Consider the following 18,104-nt stretch of genomic DNA (forward strand, 5'->3'; position numbering starts at 1 on the left):
CCGGAGGTCCCGCCTAACCGGGCGGCGCTCCCCGAAACGCCCGCCCGTCAGCTCGAGGCCCGCCGCATGCCCGATACGCCCGCCCGTCCCGGCCCGTCCCGGCCCGTTCCGACCCTGGACGGCTTCGCGACGATCGCTGCGGGCTACGATCTCATCCTGTGCGACGTCTGGGGCGTGCTGCACGACGGCACCAACGCGCATCCGGGAGCCGGCGACGCCCTGACGCGATTTCGCGCCCTTCCGGAGAGCGGGCGGCCCCGCCGGGTGATCCTGGTCTCGAACGCGCCGCGTCCCTGGGCCGGGGTACAGGCGATCCTCGACAGATTCGGCGTGCCCCGGGGCGCCTACGACGCGATCCTGACCTCGGGCGACCTGACGCGCAGCCTGGTCGCCGCCCACCCGGGCGAGCGCCTGTATCATCTCGGACCGGAGCGCGATGCCACGATCTTCGACGGCCTCGACGTGACCCTGGTCGACGTGGCGCAGGCCGAGCGCGTCATCTGCACCGGCCTGTTCGACGATACCTGCGAGACCGCCGAGGATTACCGCGGGACGCTGGAGGCGATGCGGGCCCGGGACGTGCCGATGATCTGCGCCAATCCCGACCTCGTGGTCGAGCGCCGGGGCGAGCTCATTCCCTGCGCGGGGCTGATCGCGGAGGCCTACGCGGCCCTCGGCGGCGCGGTGACCTATGCCGGCAAGCCCCATCGCCCCGTCTACGAGGCGGCGCTCGCGCTCGCAGGCAGCCTCGACGACCGGGCGCCGCCGGAGCCCCCCCGGGTGCTCGCCATCGGGGATGCGCTGCGCACCGACATCGCCGGGGCGACGGCCTTCGGAATCCCCAGCCTGCTGGTGGCGCGCGGCATCCACGCCGAGGAGCTCGGCGTCTCGGCGGCGCATGCGACGCTCGGGGACATTGCGGACTGGCTCGACCGTCAGGCGGTCCGGCCCGACGCGGTGATCGAGCGCCTGGTCTGGTGATCAGGCGAAGAGGGCGTCGATCTCGTCCTGGGCGACGGCCGGGCCGTGGAGCTGCGGACCGTTGAGGATGAGGAGTTCCTTGCGGACCCGGCGCTCCACCTCCTCCGGGTCGATGCCGCCCTCGTCCTTGGCCTTGACGGCGCTGGCGAAGCGCGAGAGCCGGCTCTCGAGCTGGCGCAGGGCCTCCACGACCTTGGCGATGCGCTGCCCGGTGATGTCCTGGAAGGTGCAGGCCTCGAAGATGTCGTTCATGCGCGCCTCGACGGTGGCGCGGTAGTTCTTGTCGTCCGGCAGGCCGAGGATCTCCTCGGCCGTGTTCATGATGGAATTCGTGGCGCCCGCGGTGGCGGCCACCACGCTGCCGAGCTCCTCGTGCGCCATCGGTAGGCGATCCCGGGTGAGCTCGTTGGCCCGCAGCGCAGCGATCTCGTTGCGCAGATGGGCGATGTAGTCCGCGATCTCGACCAACTCACGGATCAAGGACGGCTTATCCGACGCGGGATTCACGTTCCGCGCCTGCTTGGCGAGTGCCATGGGCTCCCGGCTCCTCGATTCGGTGTTCCTGGGCTACGTCTCGAATCGATCAGGCGCCGCAGACGGCTTCGATCTTGCTCTTCAGGGTGGCGGCGTTGAACGGCTTGACGATGTAGTTGTTCACGCCGGCCTTCTTGGCGGCGATCACGTTCTCGGTCTTCGACTCGGCGGTGACCATGATGAACGGGGTGGTGCGCAGGGCCTCGTCGGCCCGGACGTGGCGCAGCAGCTCGTAGCCCGTCATGGGCTCCATGTTCCAGTCGGAGATGACGAGGCCGTACTTGCGGTTCTTGAGGCGAGCCAGGGCGGCGGTTCCGTCGGAGGCGTCGTCGACCTCTTCGAAGCCCAGCTGCTTGAGGAGGTTGCGGATGATACGGACCATCGTCTGATAATCGTCGACGACGAGGATCGGCATGCCGAGATCGAGGGCCATGGGTCGGTGTGCTCCGTCAGGGGAGGGCCCGTGCCTGGGCACGACCCTCCGGGAATGGGCCGGAACGCCAAGGTTTGGGCGCCCCTTGGCGATGAAACTACGCAGCTTCGCATTGCGAAGCGGTTAACTGCCCACGCGGCCCATCTTATCTTGACTTCAGGAATGTCCGGGCGTGGCGGGGATGGACTCCGTTCGCCTTGACAAGGCCGCCCCGCTCGCCCCCATGCGGGGGGCATGTCCCTCGCGCCGCCCCCGCCCGACACCGCCGACCCCGCACCGTCCAGCCTCGACGCTTTCGCCCGGCAGGCCCTGGACGACCTCGATGCGCGCGCCCTGCGCCGCCGCCTCATCGACACCGCGCGCGGACCCGGTCCGATCGCGCACCGGGACGGCCGGACGCTGATCTCGTTCTCGTGCAACGACTATCTCGGGCTCTCCGACGATCCCCGCGTGATCGCCGCCGGACAGGAGGCGCTGGCGCGCTACGGCGCCGGCGCCGGCGCCTCCCGCCTCGTCACCGGCAATCATCCCGTCCTCGCCGCCCTGGAGGCGCGGCTGGCCGCCCACAAGGGCAAGGACGCGGCCCTGGTCTTCGGCAGCGGGTACATGGCCAATCTCGGCATCGTGCCGGCCCTGGCCGGCGCCCGGGACCTCGTCCTCGTGGACGCCCTCGGTCATTCCTGCCTGTTCGCGGGGGCGCAAGTCTCGGGCGCGACGATGCTGCGCTTCCGCCACAACGACGTCGGCCACCTGCGGGACATCCTGGCGGCGCGCCGCGGCCGGCACGGACGCGCGCTGATCCTCACCGAGCGGATCTTCAGCATGGATGGGGACCGCGCGCCTCTCGACGCCATCCTGGAGGTTGCCGCCGCCCACGATGCCTGGACGCTGGTGGACGATGCGCACGGTCTCGGCGTGGTGGAGGCGGGGGCCCGCGCGCCCCTGGAGATGGGCACGCTGTCGAAGGCGCTGGGCTCGTATGGCGGCTATCTCTGCGCGTCGCGCGACGTCGTCGACCTCATGACCAGCCGGGCCCGCAGCTTCGTCTACACCACCGGCCTGCCGCCCGCCTCGGCCGCGACCGCTCTGCGCGCGCTGGAGATCATCGAGGCGGAGCCCGAGCGGGCTGCCCGCCCCCTGGCCCTGGCCCGCCGCTTCACGGCGCGCCTCGGACTGCCCGAGGCGACGAGCCCGATCGTGCCCGTCCACGTCGGGACGGCGGAGGCGGCGCTCGCGCTCTCGGCCGCCCTGGAGACGCGCGGCTTCCTCGTCGTCGCGATCCGGCCACCCACGGTGCCGGCCGGCACCGCCCGCCTGCGCGTGGCCTTCTCGGCCGCACACGACCCGGCGCAGGTCGACGGCCTGGCCGACGCGCTGCGGGCGCTCGGCATCGGCCCACGGGTTTCCCCGGAGACCTGACCCGGACGGATCAGGAGTTGGAGCGTGCGCCGCCGGACTCGTGATGCCGGTCCTGGAGCCGGTTCGATCGCTCCCGCGCCCGCCGGCGCTGGGCCGAGAAGCCGATCCAGCGCGTGACCAGGGGGCCGCGACGGCGAACGATCGGTGCCGCGTCCCCGGTCTCGCCCGTCAGGACGGTCACATCGGTATCCGCTGTCCCATCCGCGAGGTGGCTCTCTTCGGCGGGTGGGGCGTGACCGAAGGCTTCGGGATGGGTCTTTTCCGTCACGACGATGAGTCTCCTCCGGGAATCCTGGGTGTTGCCGTAGGTGGGGAGGGCCGCGCGTGCGACGGCGCCGATCCCTGCCGTCGCGTTCGTCGGGCCGGGCCCGTCGCCGAGAGGTCGGAGCTTGCGAATGTCAGCGGTCATCACGCCTGTTGCCATCTGCGCGGGACCCAGCGCGGCGCGCCGTGCGCGCCCGTGATCCCGTCCCCCTGCACGGCCCGCTCGTCGGGTCCTGCAGCGTCTGCAACAGCATAAGCAATCCCGCCGCCGGGTTGAGTCGGTTGCTTGGTCTGTGAGTCCATATCTGTTGTCTCGGCGTCCCAAACAGACGTCCAACCGGCCGTTTGCCGGGCTATGGGGACGCTGCCCGGCCCACGGGACCGCGCGGTCCGCGTGGAATCCGGGCCGGCGACCCTGCGCTCAGACCCGTCGTGTGCGGGCCGATACGGCGTCGTTTCGGGGCGCCGCGGGGCTTTCGGCCGGCGCGGATCCGTCAGGCGGCGGCGGGCGCTTGGCCGGCCGCGCGCTCGTGGGCGAGCTTGACCACGCTGACCTGATCGACTTTGCCGGTCCCGAGCATGGGCACCCGCTCCACCACCACCACCTCCGCGGGAATCGCGATCTCCGGCACGCCCTTGCCCTTGGCGAAGCTCTGGTAGGCGGCGCGGGTCGCGTCCTTGCGTTCGGTGAACAGCACCAGCCGCTCGCCCTTGCGGGCATCCGGCACGGCGGCGACGGCGCTCGGGGTATCGGGCCACAGCTCGGCCGCGAGGGCCTCGACGCTGGCCAGCGACACCATCTCGCCGGCGATCTTGGCGAAGCGTTTGGCCCGGCCCTTGATGGTGACGAAGCCCTGGGCGTCGATGGCGACGATGTCGCCGGTGTCGTACCAGCCCTCGGGGGGCGCCTCGATGCTGCCGGGGCGCTCGGGCCGCAGGTAGCCCAGCATGATGTTGGGACCGCGCAGGACGAGACGTCCACCCTCCGCGATGCCGGGCACCGGCTCCAGCCGCCAATCCTGGCCGGGCAGGAGGCGGCCCACGGTGCCGAAGCGGTTGAACATCGGGGTGTTGAGCGCGACCACCGGGCCGCATTCGGTGACGCCGTAACCTTCCAGGATGCGCAGGCCGAACTTCTCGCCCCAGGTCTTGCGGGTGGATTCCTTCACCGCCTCGGCCCCGGCCACGACGTAGCGCAGCGAGCGCAGGTCGTAGGAATGGGCGGTCTTGGCATAGCCCGCCAGGAAGGTGTCGGTGCCGAACAGGACGGTGGCGTTGGAGCCGTAGATCAGCTCGGGCACGATCCGGTAGTGCAGAGGCGAGGGATAGAGGTAGACCGGGACGCCCGAGACCAGGGGCAGCACCAGGCCGGCCGTCAGCCCGAAGGCGTGGAACACCGGCAGCACGTTGAACACCTTGTCGCTCGGCCCAAAATCGATCCGGGCGGCGACCTGCGCGGTGTTGGCGAGCATGTTGCGGTTGGCGAGCACCACGCCCTTGGGTGCGCCTTCCGAGCCTGAGGTGAACAGGATCGCGGCCGGGTCGTCGCCCCGCCGGGGCACCAGGGGCGCCCGCTTGGAGAGGAAGCCACGCAGCTTGTCGCCCGTCGTGATGCCGGCGCGGATGTCCTCGAGGTAGACGAGGGTGACGGCCCCCCGGATCGCCTCCACGAGGGCGCCGAGGCGGCCCTTCTCGATGAAGGCGCGGGAGGTCAGGATGGTGTCGACTTCGGCCGTTTTGCAGGCCGACAGGACGTTGGCGGCGCCCGCCGAGAAGTTGATCATGGCCGGAACCCGCCCGGCGGAGGCCAGGGCGAACAGGGTCACGGCCGCACCGTTGGCGTTCGGCAACATCACGCCCAGGGGCTTGCCGGAGGTGCCGAGCCCCTGCAGCTTCCGCCCGAGGATGTTGGCGCCCATCACCAGCCGGGAGAAGCTCAAGGATCCGGTCGGATCCTCGACGGCCGTGCGGCGCCAGCCGTGGCGGTCGCCCGCCTCCACGAGGGCCTGCATCAGGCCGCGGTCGATCTCGGTGGTGCGGAAGACGAGGTCGGACATGATTCCGTAGAGTGCGGCGCCCGCCGCCTGCCGGCGAGCCTTGCCCTTGAGGGCCGGGTCCACGCTAAGGGCGACCGGCGAAAGGATCGTGACGGTGACCTTCGGCCACCAGCGCCGCTTCACCTGGTTCTGCGACAGGCGCGAGAAGACCGTCTTTTCCAGGCCGTCGATCTTCACCGGCACCACCATGGCCCCGGACTTGTCGGCGATGAGCCCGGCCCCGTCATAGACCTTCATCAGGCTGCCGGTGACCGTGAGGCGCCCCTCGGGGAAGATGATCAGCGTCTCGCCGCTCTTGACCGCATTGATCAGGGTGCGGGTGGCCAGCGGCCGTGTCGGGTCCAGGGGCATCGCCTTCGTCATCGCCAGGAACGGCTTCACCCACCAGCGCTGCGCGATGCCGTGGTCCACGGCGAAGACCGGTTCCTGGTCCAAGAGGGAGAGCGCGAGGGGCGCGTCGAGGAACGAGACGTGGTTGAGGGCGATGATGGCGTTCGGGCCGGCCTTCTCGACGTTCTCCAGGCCGCGCACCTCCAGGCGGTAGAAGGCCCGGAACAGGATCGAGAGGAAGTCGCGGAACGGGCTCGTCGGCAGGACGGCCAGGATGACCACGCCCGCCACGAGGTTGAGCACGCCGAGCAGGGTCAGGAGCGCAGCCATCGACCAGCCGGCGCCCTGGAGGGCGGCGAGGCCCAGCGCCCCCGTCACCATGAAGGCGGCCGTGAGTACGTTGACGGCGCCGATGACGCGGGCCCGCTTGTCCTTGTCGGTCCAGGCCTGCACGGCGGCGAAGGAGGGCACGATGTAGAGGCCGCCGGCGACGGCGAGGCCGAACAGGTCGAGGGTGACGCGCAGGCCCGTCCCCGTGGTGAGGAAGTCCCAGGCGTCCGAGGGATCGCCGGAGACGGGCCCGAGATGCGCCACCGTCCAGGCGAGATCGAGCCCGAAGGCGCCCATCAGCAGGGCGCCGACGGGGGTGGGGAGCAGCACGATGCGACCGCTGGCGAGCCAGGAGGCCAGCCCCGAGCCCACCGCGATGCCGATGGAGAATACGGCGAGCAGGGTCGTCACCACGGTCTCGGAGCCGTTGAGGCTCTGGCGCACCAGGACGGGGAGCAGCGACAGCACCACGGCACCCACGAGCCAGAACCAGCTCACGATCAGCGAGCCGCGCCACAGCCGGGTGTCGCTCCAGAGATCGCGCAGGAGGGCACCGGTGGAGCGGGCGACGTTGGGGTCGACCCGCAGGGTCGGCGCGCCCTCGCCGGTGGACGGGATCGCCCGGGCCGAGAGCCAGCACAGGACGGCGAACACCATGATCATCGTGCTGAAGGCCAGCGCGCCGCCGCCCATGGCGGTGGCGAGGCCGGCCACGATGGTGCCGAGCAGGATGGCGAGGAAGGTCGCCGCTTCGACCAGGGCGTTGCCGGCGGTCAGTTCGTCCCGGCGCAGGTGGTCGGGCAGGATGCCGTACTTGATCGGCCCGAACAGGGCCGCGATCGTCCCGAACAGGCCGAGCGCCACGAACAGCACCGGCACGGAGTGCAGCCAGAACCCCAGGGCCGCCGCCGCCGCACCGAAGATCTCGGCGAATTTCAACCGCTTGGCGATGAGCGCCTTGTCGTAGCGGTCCGCCATCTGTCCGCCGAGGCCCGACAGGATGAAGAAGGGGCCGATGAAGACCGCGCCCGCCAGGGTGACCAGCATCGGCGAGCTGCCACCGCCCGCACCGCCCACCTTGAACAGGATCAGGAATACGAGCGCGTTCTTGAGGAAGTTGTCGTTGAACGCCGAGAAGAACTGGCACCAGAACAAGGGTGCGAAGCGGCGCGTCGTCATCAAGGTACGAAACATGGAAGTCTCCTCGGACGACGCATGACTGCCCGCACGCGGCGATAGCGTCAAATGGTGAACCACGCGTCATTTGAACAACGTTCAAAACATATCGCCGCCGCAGATGGGGTTCAATGGCGCGATTGCACGGTGTGCAATCTGAGCGGTCGGCCGGTGCAGTGCCGCACGGGGACGATGACCCGACCTCGGAATCCACGGAGCGGGAAACAGGATGGCACGGGTGGAGAAACGGGGCACGGGCCCGCGCGGCGAGCACAACCGCGACGAGTTCCTCGCGCTGGTGACGAAGGCCGCCGAGAACCTCGTCCGGCGGGAGGGCCTGCGCGGCCTCGGGATGCGGCGGCTGGCCAGCACCATCGGGTATGCGCCGAACTCGATCTACAATGCCGTCGGCGACCTCGATGCGGTGATGATGCGGGTCAATGCCCGCACCCTCGCCCGCCTGCACGCGGCCCTGGAATCCGCGGTGACGCCGGACGCCGCACCGCGCGACAAGGCCCTGGCCCTCGCCGATGCCTATCTCGGCTTCGTCGCCGCGGATCCCCAGGTCTGGAGCCTCGTCTTCGAGCACCAGATCGCGCCCGACAGCCCCTTCCCGGACTGGTACGCCGAAGCCCTGGGCCAGACGACCGACCTCGTCGCCCGCGTGCTGGCCCCCATTATCCCCGACCCGGACGAGCGCCGGCAGGCGGTGGCGGCCCTCTGGGCTGCCCTGCACGGCCTCGCTTCGCTCTCGACTTCGCGCAAGCTCGCGGTGCTGACACCGGAATCGCCCCGGGACCTCGCGCGTCTGCTTGTCCGACGCTTCCTCGACGGGCCGGACCGGGGAAGGCCCGAGACCGCGGGCGCCTGAGCACCCTCGGGCCGGTGGATCCTATAGGACGCTGCTGCGGCGCGTCCGCATCCCCTTGAAGAGGGCGGGATGGGGATCGGTGAGACCGCGCGATGCCGGCGGCTCCGGCGCCTTGTACGCTGGCTCCGCTCGGGCCGGGACCTCGCGCGCGTCGTCCGTCCTCGGCCGGCCGCCGCGGCGCTTGGCGGTCGAAGACCCCGAGTCGTGTAACTCGGACCGCGGCGCAGGCAGGAGCGACAGGCCGCCGAACGCGAGGAGGCAGGCGAGGCCGATGCCGGCGGAATGCCAGCTCGGCTCCGGCGCGATCATCATCGTCACGAGACCCCCGAAGGCGATGGCCGAGGCGAGATTGCGCGGTGTGAAGGGATCGATGGCCATGACACCATCATCCGCTGCGTCGCTCGCGACTTCGTGAAACGCATGATTCAATTTGTAGGGATTATATCGCCGTTGGGCCGGAGCCCTCCGATCGTATTCGGCCCCATGCCGACGGCGCAAAATCCGTGACGCCAGTCGGGGTTTCGCCCTGCGACAGGATTGAGATTTCGATCGGCGCAAGGTCCGAGACCTCGGACTGATATCGGTGCTGCAACAAATCGCGAGATTTCCAGAAGCTCTGATGGGTTCTCGCTGGTGCAACCAGGGGTTCAGAACAATTCATTCGTGAACGCAAGATTTTAAGCATCCGCGATGCGTTGTGGCTGCTCGCCGCGCGTGTTGATTTGCTCCAGGCGGCACCCGATGAAGTTCGTCGTGTCCGTCCAAAATCTCTTCATCCGCCGTCGTCTGATCGCGGCCTTCTCGCTCCTGACCGTCTTCGTGGTCGGCCTGGGCCTCCTGGCACTCTTCAGCACTCAGCGCATGCGCGCGCAGAGCCTGGAGGTCGAGACGAACTGGCTTCCGAGCATCTGCGCCCTGGGCGAGATCGATACGGTCACGGCCCGCATCAGCGCGGTCGTGCTTACGCATATCAGGCCACCGACCCGAAGCTGACGGCCTCGATCGAGGCGGACCTCGTGCGTTTCGACCAGAAGCTGGCCGATCGCCGGGCGATCTACGAGCCGATGATCGCCTCGCCGGAGGAGTGTGCTCTCTACGACAGCTACCGGCGCGATGCGGCCGCCTTCCTGCCGATCCGCCAAGCCATCCTGGATCTCTCGCGCGGCGGACAGAAAGCCCAAGCCTTCGAGCTCTACGAGAGCAAGGGCCTGTCGGTTCGCCGTGCCGCGTCGAACACCCTGGAGAAGCTCGCGGCCCTCAACAATGACGGCGCCGCGCAGGCGCAGGCCCGCAGCATGGCCATCTTCGAGCAGACCCAGACCCTGGGTCTCACCGCTATGTTGGTGGCTCTCGTAATGTCGGCGCTGTCCGCCTTCCTGATCATCCGCGGCGTCACGCACGGCATTCGCTCCGTGGTCCGGCCCATGCAGGCGCTGGCGGGCGGCGACCTCTCCGTGACCATCCCGCACCAGGGCGCCCGGACCGAGATCGGCACCATCGCGGACGCCGTCCAGGTGTTCAAGGACGGTCTGATCAGAATGCGGGCCCTGGAGGAGGACACGGTCCAGGCGCGGGCGGGGGCGGAGGCGCAGCGCCAGGCNGGCACCATCGCGGACGCCGTCCAGGTGTTCAAGGACGGTCTGATCAGAATGCGGGCCCTGGAGGAGGACACGGTCCAGGCGCGGGCGGGGGCGGAGGCGCAGCGCCAGGCTGCGATGCGGGCGATGGCCGACAGCTTCGAAGGGGCGGTGGGCGGCATCCTCGGCATGGTGACGAGTTCGGCCACCGAGCTGCAGGCCACCGCCCAGAGCATGGCCGGCACCGCCACCAAGACCGCCAACCAGACGACCAGTGTCGCTGCCGCGGCGGAAGAAGCCGCTTCCAACGTCAACACCGTGGCGGCCGCGGCCGAGGAGCTCGGAGCCTCGGTGCAGGAGATCGGCCGCCAGGTCAGCACGTCCGCCACGATGGCGCAGAGCGCGGTTCGAGAGGCCGCCGAGACGGCTGAGCTGGTCCAGCAGCTTAACACAGCCGTGGCGCGCATCGGCGACGTGGTGACGATGATCACCTCGATCGCCGGCCAGACCAACCTGCTGGCGCTCAACGCCACCATCGAGGCGGCGCGGGCCGGCGAGGCGGGCCGGGGCTTCGCGGTGGTGGCCGCCGAGGTCAAGGAGCTGGCCAACCAGACGGCGCGGGCCACGCAGGAGATCGGCGGGCATATCGCCCAGATCCAGGGCTCGACGGCGCGCGCCGTCTCGGCAATCGGCAGCATCACCGCACGTATTCAGGACATCAGCGGGGTTGCAACGACGATCGCGGCGGCGGTGGAGGAGCAGGGGGCGGCCACCCAGGAAATCGTGNATCGGCAGCATCACCGCACGTATTCAGGACATCAGCGGGGTTGCAACGACGATCGCGGCGGCGGTGGAGGAGCAGGGGGCGGCCACCCAGGAAATCGTGCGCAACGTCGCGCAGGCTGCGATGGGGACGAGCGAAGTCACGAGTAACATTTCGCGGGTAGCCGGCGCCGAAGAAACCGGCGCGGCCGCCGCCCAGGTGCTGGGCGCCGCCTCCGAGCACTCGCGCCAGTCCGAGCACCTCAGCGCCGAGGTCCAGCGCTTCCTGGCCACCGTGCACGCCGCCTGAGCGGTGCCCACGATCGCCAGGACACGAGAAGGGGCGCGTTCCGGGCCCTTCCCGATTTCAGAGTCAGCGGCTGCCGGCGCCGGACTTCGTGCCGGTGCTGTCCGACGCGGTGCCGGCCCCGGTTTCATGGGACCCCATGCTCGAGTGGCCGGTCGAGCCCGTGGTCCCGCCCTTCTCCTGGCCGGGCGCGTAACCCGAGGCACCGGGGGAGCCGTACTGAGACCCGTTCTGCTGCATCTCCTGTCCCGGTGCGTTGTTCGCGGATCCCGGACCACTGCCGGCGGCGAAAGCGATCGTGGTCAGGGCGAACGTGCTGGCGAGGGCGAGCGTGACGGCTTTCATGAAGAACTCCTTGCACCACTGCAACTGGGGCCGAACAACGTCGGCTCGGTGCAAGGCGTTCCCAAAAACTTCGATGCGTCCCTGTACCCATTTTTCATGTGATGCAGGGATGAGACCGGTCGCCGATCTTGTCGCGGCGGCCTGAGCAGCGCGGCAATACCTGCCACCGTGCCGATCTTCTGGGCCAGGAGGGGCTATGGCAGCGCCGCTTCCGCCTGCCGATAGGCCACGCCGTGGGCGACATAGCCCTCGACCACCCGGGCCATCATGGCGCGCTTCTCGGCATCGAGGGGCCCGAGGATGCGGGCCGGGCGCCCGCCCCAGAGATGGCCGCTCTCCAGGAGCTGGCCCGGGTCGGTGGTGGCGCCGGCGGCCAGCAGCACGTCGTCGGCGATCACGGTGCCGGGGGCGACGACGCAGCCGATGCCGATGAGGCCGCGCGCGCCGATGCGGCAGTCGGACAGGCGGACATTGTGCCCGACCGTGGTGTCGCGTCCCAGGACGACGCCCTCGCCCCGGGTCCGGATGACCGTGTTGTCCTGGATGTTGGTGTTGGCTCCGACCACGATGGGACCGACCTCGGCGTGGAGGTCGCAGGAGAACAGCACCGTGGAGCCGCCCCCGAGGGCGATCCGGCCGCGCAGACGCGCGGTGCGGGCGACGTAGACGCTGGAATCGTGTTCCGGCTCATCGGCGACCGGCGGGGCCGGCAGGTCGCCAGAGGCCTCGCGCAGGCGCTCCGCCTGCTCGGCGATCTCCGGCAGGCTGATCGCCCGCACCGGCTTGGCGGGGCTGCCCGCATAGGCGAAGCCGGCGGCGAGGTGCGCCCGCGGGAAGACGGTGGCCCCCGCCTCGATCAGCACGCCACTCTCCACGCTCGCCCCGTCGAGCACGATGGCGTCGTCCTCGATCACCACGTCCGAGCCGACGGTGCAGGCATGCACCACGGCATTGCGGCCCACCGTCACCCGGTCGCCGATCAGGGTCGGATAGGTGTTGGTGGCGATGTGGACGGTGGAGCGGTGGCCGAGCCAGAAGCGCTCGCCGATGACGATCCGGTCGCCGTCGGCGCGGATCACGCTGTGGTCGCCGAGCCAGGCCTGGGAGCCGAGGGTGGCGTCGCCGATCACCGTGCTCGCGCGGCCGCACCAGACCGGACGGGCCGAGAACACCGGCAGGACGCCGTCATGGGGCAGGATCAGCTCTGGAGTCACGGCGAAAATGTCCTTCGCATCCCGGTGGTGTCGCCGGGCGTTCGGGGGCATAGAGCGCCCGTGCCCGTGAGGGCAGGTTCGCCGGGCCTCGTCAAGGGTGTACCGCCCGAACGCGGTCCGCCCAAGCCCCGGTTCCCGACCCCTGGTTTCGACCGCCTGTTTCCACCTCCCTTCTTCACTCTCCTTGTACCCACCCGCTCTGTTCCCACCCGCCGTTCCGAGACCAGCCCGGGGAAGCCCATGTCCGATGTCAGCATCCAGAGCGCACCCTTCGACGCGAGCGCCGAGATCGCCCGGCTCACCCGCGATCTCGGCGGCAGCGCCGGAGCCATCGTCACCTTCACGGGCCTGTGCCGCGACGAGGGCGGTCGCCTCACGGGACTCGAGCTCGAGCACTATCCCGGGATGGCCGAGGCGGAGATCGGCCGGGTGGTCGAGACCGCCCGCGCGCGCTGGCCGCTCCAGGGCGTGTGCGTGATCCACCGCCACGGCCTCGTCGCCCCGGGGGAGGGCATCGTCCTCGTGGTCACCGCGTCCAGCCACCGGATCGCCGCCTTCGAGGCCGCGAGCTTCCTGATGGATTACCTCAAGACGCGGGCCCCGTTCTGGAAGCGCGAGCACCTCGCCGACGGCACCACGGGCGGCTGGGTCGAGGCGACGGAGGCCGACGACCACGCCGCCGCGCGCTGGGATCAGGAAGCCGGCGCCCCGCGCTAGCGGTGCGCGGATGCCGGCCGGTCACGGCACTAAGCGGCGGAACCCAAGCTGAGCTGGCGACATCCTCCCGCAGGATGGGCCGGGCGCAGCGCGGCCGGGCCTGCCCGGAGACCCGTCCGACATCCGCGTGCCAGACCCGGCATGCCAGGAGCTCACACCGTTCATGGCCATTCCCTTCCTCAGCGAGGAGCCCGCCGGCCCGCGCCCGCGCCGCTGGTCCCTCGCCGTCTCCGGCATCGCCGTCGTGGCCTTCATCGCCGTCCTGGCGCTCGCCTGGATGGCGGCCTCGACGCTGCTCCTCGTCTTCGCCGGCATCCTGCTCGGCGTCTTCCTCGACGGCCTGACGCGGCTTCTCGGCAAGGTCCTGCCGGGAAGCCGGGGCCTGCGCCTCAGCCTCGTCAGCCTCGTGCTCGCCGGCCTGACCCTCGCCCTCATCGCCTTCGGGGGCGCCACGATCGTGCAGCAGGGGCGGGACCTCGGCCAGACCGTGGCGTCCCAGGCCGGCACCGTGCGCGACCGGCTGAAGGATTACGGCATCGACGTGCCCAAGATCGCCCCGGACAAGGGCGGCGAAAACAAGGGCGGCGAAAACAAGAGCGGTGAAAACAAGGGCGGCGACAGCAAGGACAGCGAGAGCAAGGCCGTCGCCCCCGGCGGCGGTGATGCGAAATCCGGCGGCGGAGGGGATTCGGGCCCTCAGCGCAACGACGATTCCGTGGCCTCCGGCCAGAAGTCGGGCGGCCTCGCGGGCCTCGCCTCGGGGGCGATGAAGAGCCCCGGCTCGCTGCTGTCGGATGCCGGCAGCGTGCTCGGGCCGGCGGCCACCGTGGTGATCGGCCTGTTCAGCGCGCTGGGCAACGCCCTCGTCATCATCTTCCTCGGCCTCTCGGTGGCGGCGGATCCGGGCGCCTACCGGGACGGACTCGTGCGCTTCGTGCCGCCGGCGCACCGGGACCGCGCCACCGCCCTCCTCGACGGCATGGGCGAGACCTTGCGCCACTGGCTGTTCGGCCAGCTCATCACCATGGCGGTGATCTTCGTCTGTACCTGGGCGGGCCTCGCCTTCCTGGGCATCGGCGGCGCCCTCATCCTCGGCCTCCAGGCCGGGCTGCTCGCCTTCATCCCGACCATCGGACCGCTCATCGCCGGCGTCGTGATCCTGCTGGCCTCCCTGGCCTCGGGAACCACCGCGCTCCTCGGGGCCCTCGGCGTCTACCTGGCGGTGCAGACCCTGGAGAGCTACGGGCTGACGCCCTTCATCCAGAAGCAGGCCCTCGACATCCCCCCGGCCACGATCTTCGCCGGGCAGCTCGTGCTCGGCGTGATCTTCGGCCTCTGGGGCATCGCCCTGGCTCTGCCGCTGATGGCGGTGGCCAAGGTGCTGCTGGCGCAGCTTTATATCGAGGACACCCTGCATGAGGAGGCGGAGGGCTGAGGCGCCCTTCCGGGTCGTCAGCCAGGCCTGGGGGGATGTCCGGCGACGGCCCCGTGCCGCCGCCGGGTCTCACGCGTCCATCAGCGGATGCAGGTCGCGGACCATGCTCTTCAGGCGCTCGTCGAGGACGTGGGTGTAGATCTGCGTCGTCGAGATGTCGGCGTGGCCGAGAAGCTCCTGGACGATGCGCAGGTCCGCACCGTTCTGCAGGAGGTGGCTCGCGAAGGCGTGGCGCAGCACGTGCGGGCTGACCCGGTCCGCCCGGAGGCCGGCCGCCGCCGCCACCGTCTTCAGATCACGGGCGAACGACTGCCGGGTCAGGTGCCCGCTCTCGCTGTCGGCGGGGAACAGCCAGGGGCCGTCGGCGCGCAGGTGGGCGAGGTGGTCGCGCATGGCGCTCCGGGCGATCTCCGTGAGGGGCACCAGCCGCTCGCGTCCGCCCTTGCCCTTGACCACCAGGTAGCGCTCCTTCGTGGAGGCCGCCGCCCGGGGCAGGGCGACGAGTTCCGAGACGCGCAGGCCCGTCGCGTAGAGGAGCTCGATCAGGCAGAGCAGGCGCGTGCCCCGCGCACGCGCCGCCGCCCCATCACCGGCCGCGCCATCTTCTGTCGTCCCTTGGCCGGTCGCCCCTTGGCGCGCCACCGCCAGCAGCCGGTCGACCTCCGCCACCGAGAGCACCTTGGGCAGGGCCCGGACCCGGCGCGGGCCGCCGATCGGGGCGCTGGGATCGTCCTCGGCCAGGCCCTCGGCGTAGAGGAAGCGGTGGAAGCCCCGGATGCAGGACAGGCGTCGGGCCGCCGAGGCGGCCGAGAGGCCGCGCGTCTCGAGGTCGGCGAGGTAGGCCCGCACGGGAGCCGCCTCCATCGCGACGGGGTCGTGCCCGCCCCGCGCCAGGGCGGAGAGGTAGTCGGCGAGGTCGCGCCGGTAGGCCGCGAGGGTGTTGGCGGCCGCGCCCCGCTCGGCGGCGAGCATATCGAGGTAGTCGCGGATCAGGACGTCGCCCGCGGACATTTCGCCCGCGGGGATCTCGACCGCAGGCATCTCGGCCGCAGGAATCTTGGCGGCCCGGTTCGGAGGAGGGGTCGGTGCCCGCGTCACCGGTTCGGCGGCTGGAGCTTCGAGGCGGGGATGGTTACGCTCATCTCGCGCGGCGTCGGCACCACGAAGGTCGCCAGCGCGAACATCCCCGCGAAGGCGAGCCCGGCCAGGATGGCGAGGGTGGCGAGGAAACGGAACAGGGTCGGCACTCGGACGAACCTCGATCGTGCGGCGCTGGGAACGTGAGCGCGCCTCGGGGGCCAGACGGCTTCAGGAGCCGGATGTGGCTGACGACAAGCTTGGGGTTGCATCACGGGCCGACGCCGAAGGCAATGACTTCGCGGCCACAGGCGGCGCGGCATTCCGGTGCGCGCGCCGTCCCGGGTGCTTCGCCCCCACCGGAAAACGCGCTAAGACCCGCCCAACGATGTGTAGATGTCCCTGATGACCGAAGTCCCTCCTCAGGGCGGCGTCCCGCCCCCGGGTGAACCGCCGGCCGCCGCCGCCGGCGGCGAGCCGATCGAACTGCGCCTGCGCCGGGCCCTCGGTCACCGGTCGATCGTGCTCGTCGGCCTCATGGGCGCCGGCAAGAGCACCGTCGGCCGGCGCCTGGCCACGCGCCTCGGCCTGATGTTCAAGGACGCCGACAACGAGATCGAGACGGCGGCCAAACTGACGATCCCGGACATCTTCGCGATCTACGGCGAGCCGAGCTTTCGCGATGGCGAGGAGCGGGTCATCGCCCGCCTGATGCGCGAGGGGCCCCTGGTGCTCGCCACCGGCGGCGGCGCCTTCATGCGCGAAACCACCCGCGCCCGCATCGCCGAGGGCGGCGTCTCGATCTGGCTCAAGGCCGAGCTCGACGTGCTGATGCGCCGGGTGCGCAAGCGCGGCGGGCGCCCGCTGCTCCAGACCGAGGACCCGGAGGAGACCCTGCGCCAGCTCATGGCCCAGCGCCATCCGGTCTACGCCACGGCCGACGTGGAGGTGATCTCCCGCGACGTCGCCCACGACCGGGTCGTGCAGGACGTCATGGAAGCACTCGACGCCTACCTGAACCGCCCCTCGCAGACCGGGATCGCAGCCCAGTGACCGACCGCCTCACCGTGGCCGTTCCCCTCGACCAGGGGCGCGCCTACGACATCCTGATCGGACGCGGCCTCCTCGACGAGGCCGGCCGGCACGTGGCCGCCCTCGGGGCGAAGGCGGCGGTGATCGTCTCCGACACCAACGTGGCCGCCCTCTACGGCGCGCGCCTGCAGGACGGCCTCGCGGCGGCGGGCCTGCGCTCGGGCCTCGTGACCGTCGCCCCGGGCGAGGCCTCGAAATCCTACGCCACCTACGCGGCGGTCTGCGACGGGCTCCTCGCCCACAAGGTCGAGCGCAACGACCTCGTGGTGGCCCTCGGCGGCGGCGTCGTCGGCGACCTTGCGGGCTTCGCGGCCGCCACCCTGCGCCGCGGCGTGCGCTTCGTGCAGGCGCCCACGAGCCTCCTTGCCCAGGTCGATTCCTCGGTCGGTGGCAAGACCGGGATCAACTCGCCCCACGGCAAGAACCTCATCGGCGCCTTCCACCAGCCCCGCCTGGTGCTCGCCGACACCGCCACCCTCGACACCCTGTCGGAGCGGGAGATGCGGGCGGGCTACGCCGAGGTGGCCAAGTACGGCCTCATCAACGACGCCGCCTTCTTCGACTGGTGCGAGGCGCACTGGGCCGGCATCTTCGCGGGCGGGCCGGAGCGCGACGAGGCGGTGGCGATCTGCTGCCGCTCCAAGGCCGGCGTGGTGGTGCGCGACGAGCGCGAGGACGGCGAGCGGGCCCTGCTCAACCTCGGCCACACCTTTGCGCACGCCCTGGAGCGCCTGACCGGCTACGAGTCCGCCCGCCTCGTCCACGGCGAGGCGGTGGCGATCGGGCTGGCGCTGGCCTTCCGCTTCTCCGCCCGCCTCGGCCTGTGCCCGGGCCAGGACGCGGGCCGCGTCGCCAACCACCTCGCGCTCGCCGGCCTGCCGACCCGGCTCCAGGCGGTGCCCGGCGGCTGCGGCGACGCCGACGCCCTCGTGGCGGCGATGGCGCAGGACAAGAAGGTCCGCGACGGCGCGCTGACCTTCATCCTGGCGCGCGGCATCGGCCAGAGCTTCATTGCGCCCGGCATCGACGGCGCCGAGGTCCGCGCCTTCCTGGATGCCGAACTGAGCGCCGCCTGAGCGATCCCGGGACCGAAGACCTGCATCGCCGCATCGCCGCGCTGGAGGCCGAGCTCGCCCGCCTGCGCGGCGCGCCGGCGGCACAGCGCGAGGCGGAGCTGCGCCTC

The 18,104-nt window shown here is 70.9% G+C and carries 16 protein-coding genes and 3 pseudogenes; 10 read left to right on the forward strand and 9 right to left on the reverse strand.

The genetic code is table 11. The features are described from left to right. Positions 1–66: 66 nt before the first annotated feature. Positions 67–981: a TIGR01459 family HAD-type hydrolase gene (locus ASG51_RS16235; protein WP_056381863.1), complete on the forward strand. Its 915-nt coding sequence runs from the start codon at positions 67–69 to the stop codon at positions 979–981. Here ASG51_RS16235 and ASG51_RS16240 read toward each other — a convergent pair whose 3' ends face one another. Both ASG51_RS16240 and ASG51_RS16245 read right to left on the reverse strand, forming a co-directional pair. Further along, positions 982–1,515 carry a protein phosphatase CheZ gene (locus ASG51_RS16240; RefSeq protein ID WP_056218680.1) on the reverse strand — a complete coding sequence of 178 codons (534 nt, stop codon included), beginning with the start codon at positions 1,513–1,515 and terminating at the stop codon, positions 982–984. Between the two features lie 49 nt (positions 1,516–1,564). Beyond that, positions 1,565–1,948: a response regulator gene (locus ASG51_RS16245; RefSeq protein WP_018046001.1), complete on the reverse strand. Its 384-nt coding sequence runs from the start codon at positions 1,946–1,948 to the stop codon at positions 1,565–1,567. 234 nt (positions 1,949–2,182) lie between these two features. Here ASG51_RS16245 and ASG51_RS16250 point away from each other — a divergent pair, with 234 nt between their 5' ends. After that, on the forward strand, positions 2,183–3,367 hold the full coding sequence (locus ASG51_RS16250; RefSeq protein WP_056276233.1) for an 8-amino-7-oxononanoate synthase: 1,185 nt from the start codon (positions 2,183–2,185) through the stop codon (positions 3,365–3,367). Positions 3,368–3,377: 10 nt separating this feature from the next. Here ASG51_RS16250 and ASG51_RS16255 read toward each other — a convergent pair whose 3' ends face one another. Further along, positions 3,378–3,776 carry a hypothetical protein gene (locus tag ASG51_RS16255; RefSeq protein ID WP_056381865.1) on the reverse strand — a complete coding sequence of 133 codons (399 nt, stop codon included), beginning with the start codon at positions 3,774–3,776 and terminating at the stop codon, positions 3,378–3,380. A 349-nt stretch (positions 3,777–4,125) separates the two neighbouring features. After that, entirely contained in the window at positions 4,126–7,542 is a 3,417-nt protein-coding gene (locus tag ASG51_RS16260; protein ID WP_056381867.1) for an acyl-[ACP]--phospholipid O-acyltransferase, read from the reverse strand. Positions 7,543–7,753: 211 nt separating this feature from the next. On the opposite strand from ASG51_RS16260, the gene ASG51_RS16265 reads away from it, so the two are divergent. Beyond that, a complete protein-coding gene (locus ASG51_RS16265; protein ID WP_056381870.1) occupies positions 7,754–8,395 on the forward strand; it encodes a TetR-like C-terminal domain-containing protein in 642 nt (213 codons plus the stop codon). A gap of 21 nt (positions 8,396–8,416) precedes the next feature. Here the strand turns inward: ASG51_RS16265 and ASG51_RS16270 are convergent, their stop codons facing one another. Then, entirely contained in the window at positions 8,417–8,773 is a 357-nt protein-coding gene (locus tag ASG51_RS16270) for a hypothetical protein (RefSeq protein ID WP_056218697.1), read from the reverse strand. A 375-nt stretch (positions 8,774–9,148) separates the two neighbouring features. On the opposite strand from ASG51_RS16270, the pseudogene ASG51_RS24785 reads away from it, so the two are divergent. From ASG51_RS24785 to ASG51_RS25175, 3 pseudogenes are all read left to right on the forward strand, one after another. Beyond that, positions 9,149–9,995: pseudogene (locus ASG51_RS24785) on the forward strand (MCP four helix bundle domain-containing protein); the annotation flags it as partial. A 1-nt stretch (position 9,996) separates the two neighbouring features. Beyond that, positions 9,997–10,758: pseudogene (locus tag ASG51_RS24790) on the forward strand (methyl-accepting chemotaxis protein); the annotation flags it as partial. A gap of 1 nt (position 10,759) precedes the next feature. Beyond that, positions 10,760–11,044, forward strand: a pseudogene (locus ASG51_RS25175) (methyl-accepting chemotaxis protein); the annotation flags it as partial. 63 nt (positions 11,045–11,107) lie between these two features. Here the strand turns inward: ASG51_RS25175 and ASG51_RS16280 are convergent. Next, entirely contained in the window at positions 11,108–11,386 is a 279-nt protein-coding gene (locus ASG51_RS16280) for a hypothetical protein (protein WP_056381871.1), read from the reverse strand. Between the two features lie 194 nt (positions 11,387–11,580). Continuing rightward, positions 11,581–12,600 (reverse strand): gamma carbonic anhydrase family protein, encoded by a 1,020-nt coding sequence (locus ASG51_RS16285; RefSeq protein WP_056382087.1) that lies wholly within the window; start codon positions 12,598–12,600, stop codon positions 11,581–11,583. Between the two features lie 240 nt (positions 12,601–12,840). Here ASG51_RS16285 and ASG51_RS16290 point away from each other — a divergent pair, with 240 nt between their 5' ends. Continuing rightward, complete coding sequence (locus tag ASG51_RS16290; RefSeq protein ID WP_056211581.1) at positions 12,841–13,317, forward strand: molybdenum cofactor biosynthesis protein MoaE; 477 nt, start codon at positions 12,841–12,843, stop codon at positions 13,315–13,317. Positions 13,318–13,480: 163 nt separating this feature from the next. Next, the gene (locus ASG51_RS16295) at positions 13,481–14,752 is read left to right on the forward strand and encodes an AI-2E family transporter (protein ID WP_056381873.1); all 1,272 of its coding nucleotides are present in this window, start codon (positions 13,481–13,483) and stop codon (positions 14,750–14,752) included. Positions 14,753–14,821: 69 nt separating this feature from the next. Here ASG51_RS16295 and ASG51_RS16300 read toward each other — a convergent pair whose 3' ends face one another. Next, positions 14,822–15,793 carry a site-specific tyrosine recombinase XerD gene (locus ASG51_RS16300; protein ID WP_244480169.1) on the reverse strand — a complete coding sequence of 324 codons (972 nt, stop codon included), beginning with the start codon at positions 15,791–15,793 and terminating at the stop codon, positions 14,822–14,824. A gap of 53 nt (positions 15,794–15,846) precedes the next feature. Beyond that, on the reverse strand, positions 15,847–15,999 hold the full coding sequence (locus tag ASG51_RS16305) for a hypothetical protein (RefSeq protein WP_055946764.1): 153 nt from the start codon (positions 15,997–15,999) through the stop codon (positions 15,847–15,849). Between the two features lie 226 nt (positions 16,000–16,225). Between ASG51_RS16305 and ASG51_RS16310 the strand changes: the two genes are divergently transcribed. Both ASG51_RS16310 and aroB read left to right on the forward strand, forming a co-directional pair. Further along, complete coding sequence (locus tag ASG51_RS16310; protein ID WP_244480170.1) at positions 16,226–16,882, forward strand: shikimate kinase; 657 nt, start codon at positions 16,226–16,228, stop codon at positions 16,880–16,882. Beyond that, positions 16,879–17,997 carry a 3-dehydroquinate synthase gene (gene aroB / locus ASG51_RS16315; protein WP_056381875.1) on the forward strand — a complete coding sequence of 373 codons (1,119 nt, stop codon included), beginning with the start codon at positions 16,879–16,881 and terminating at the stop codon, positions 17,995–17,997. The genes ASG51_RS16310 and aroB overlap by 4 nt, the downstream gene beginning before the upstream one ends. Positions 17,998–18,104 lie beyond the last annotated feature (107 nt).

The organism is Methylobacterium sp. Leaf465 (assembly GCF_001424705.1).
Lineage (GTDB): Bacteria > Pseudomonadota > Alphaproteobacteria > Rhizobiales > Beijerinckiaceae > Methylobacterium.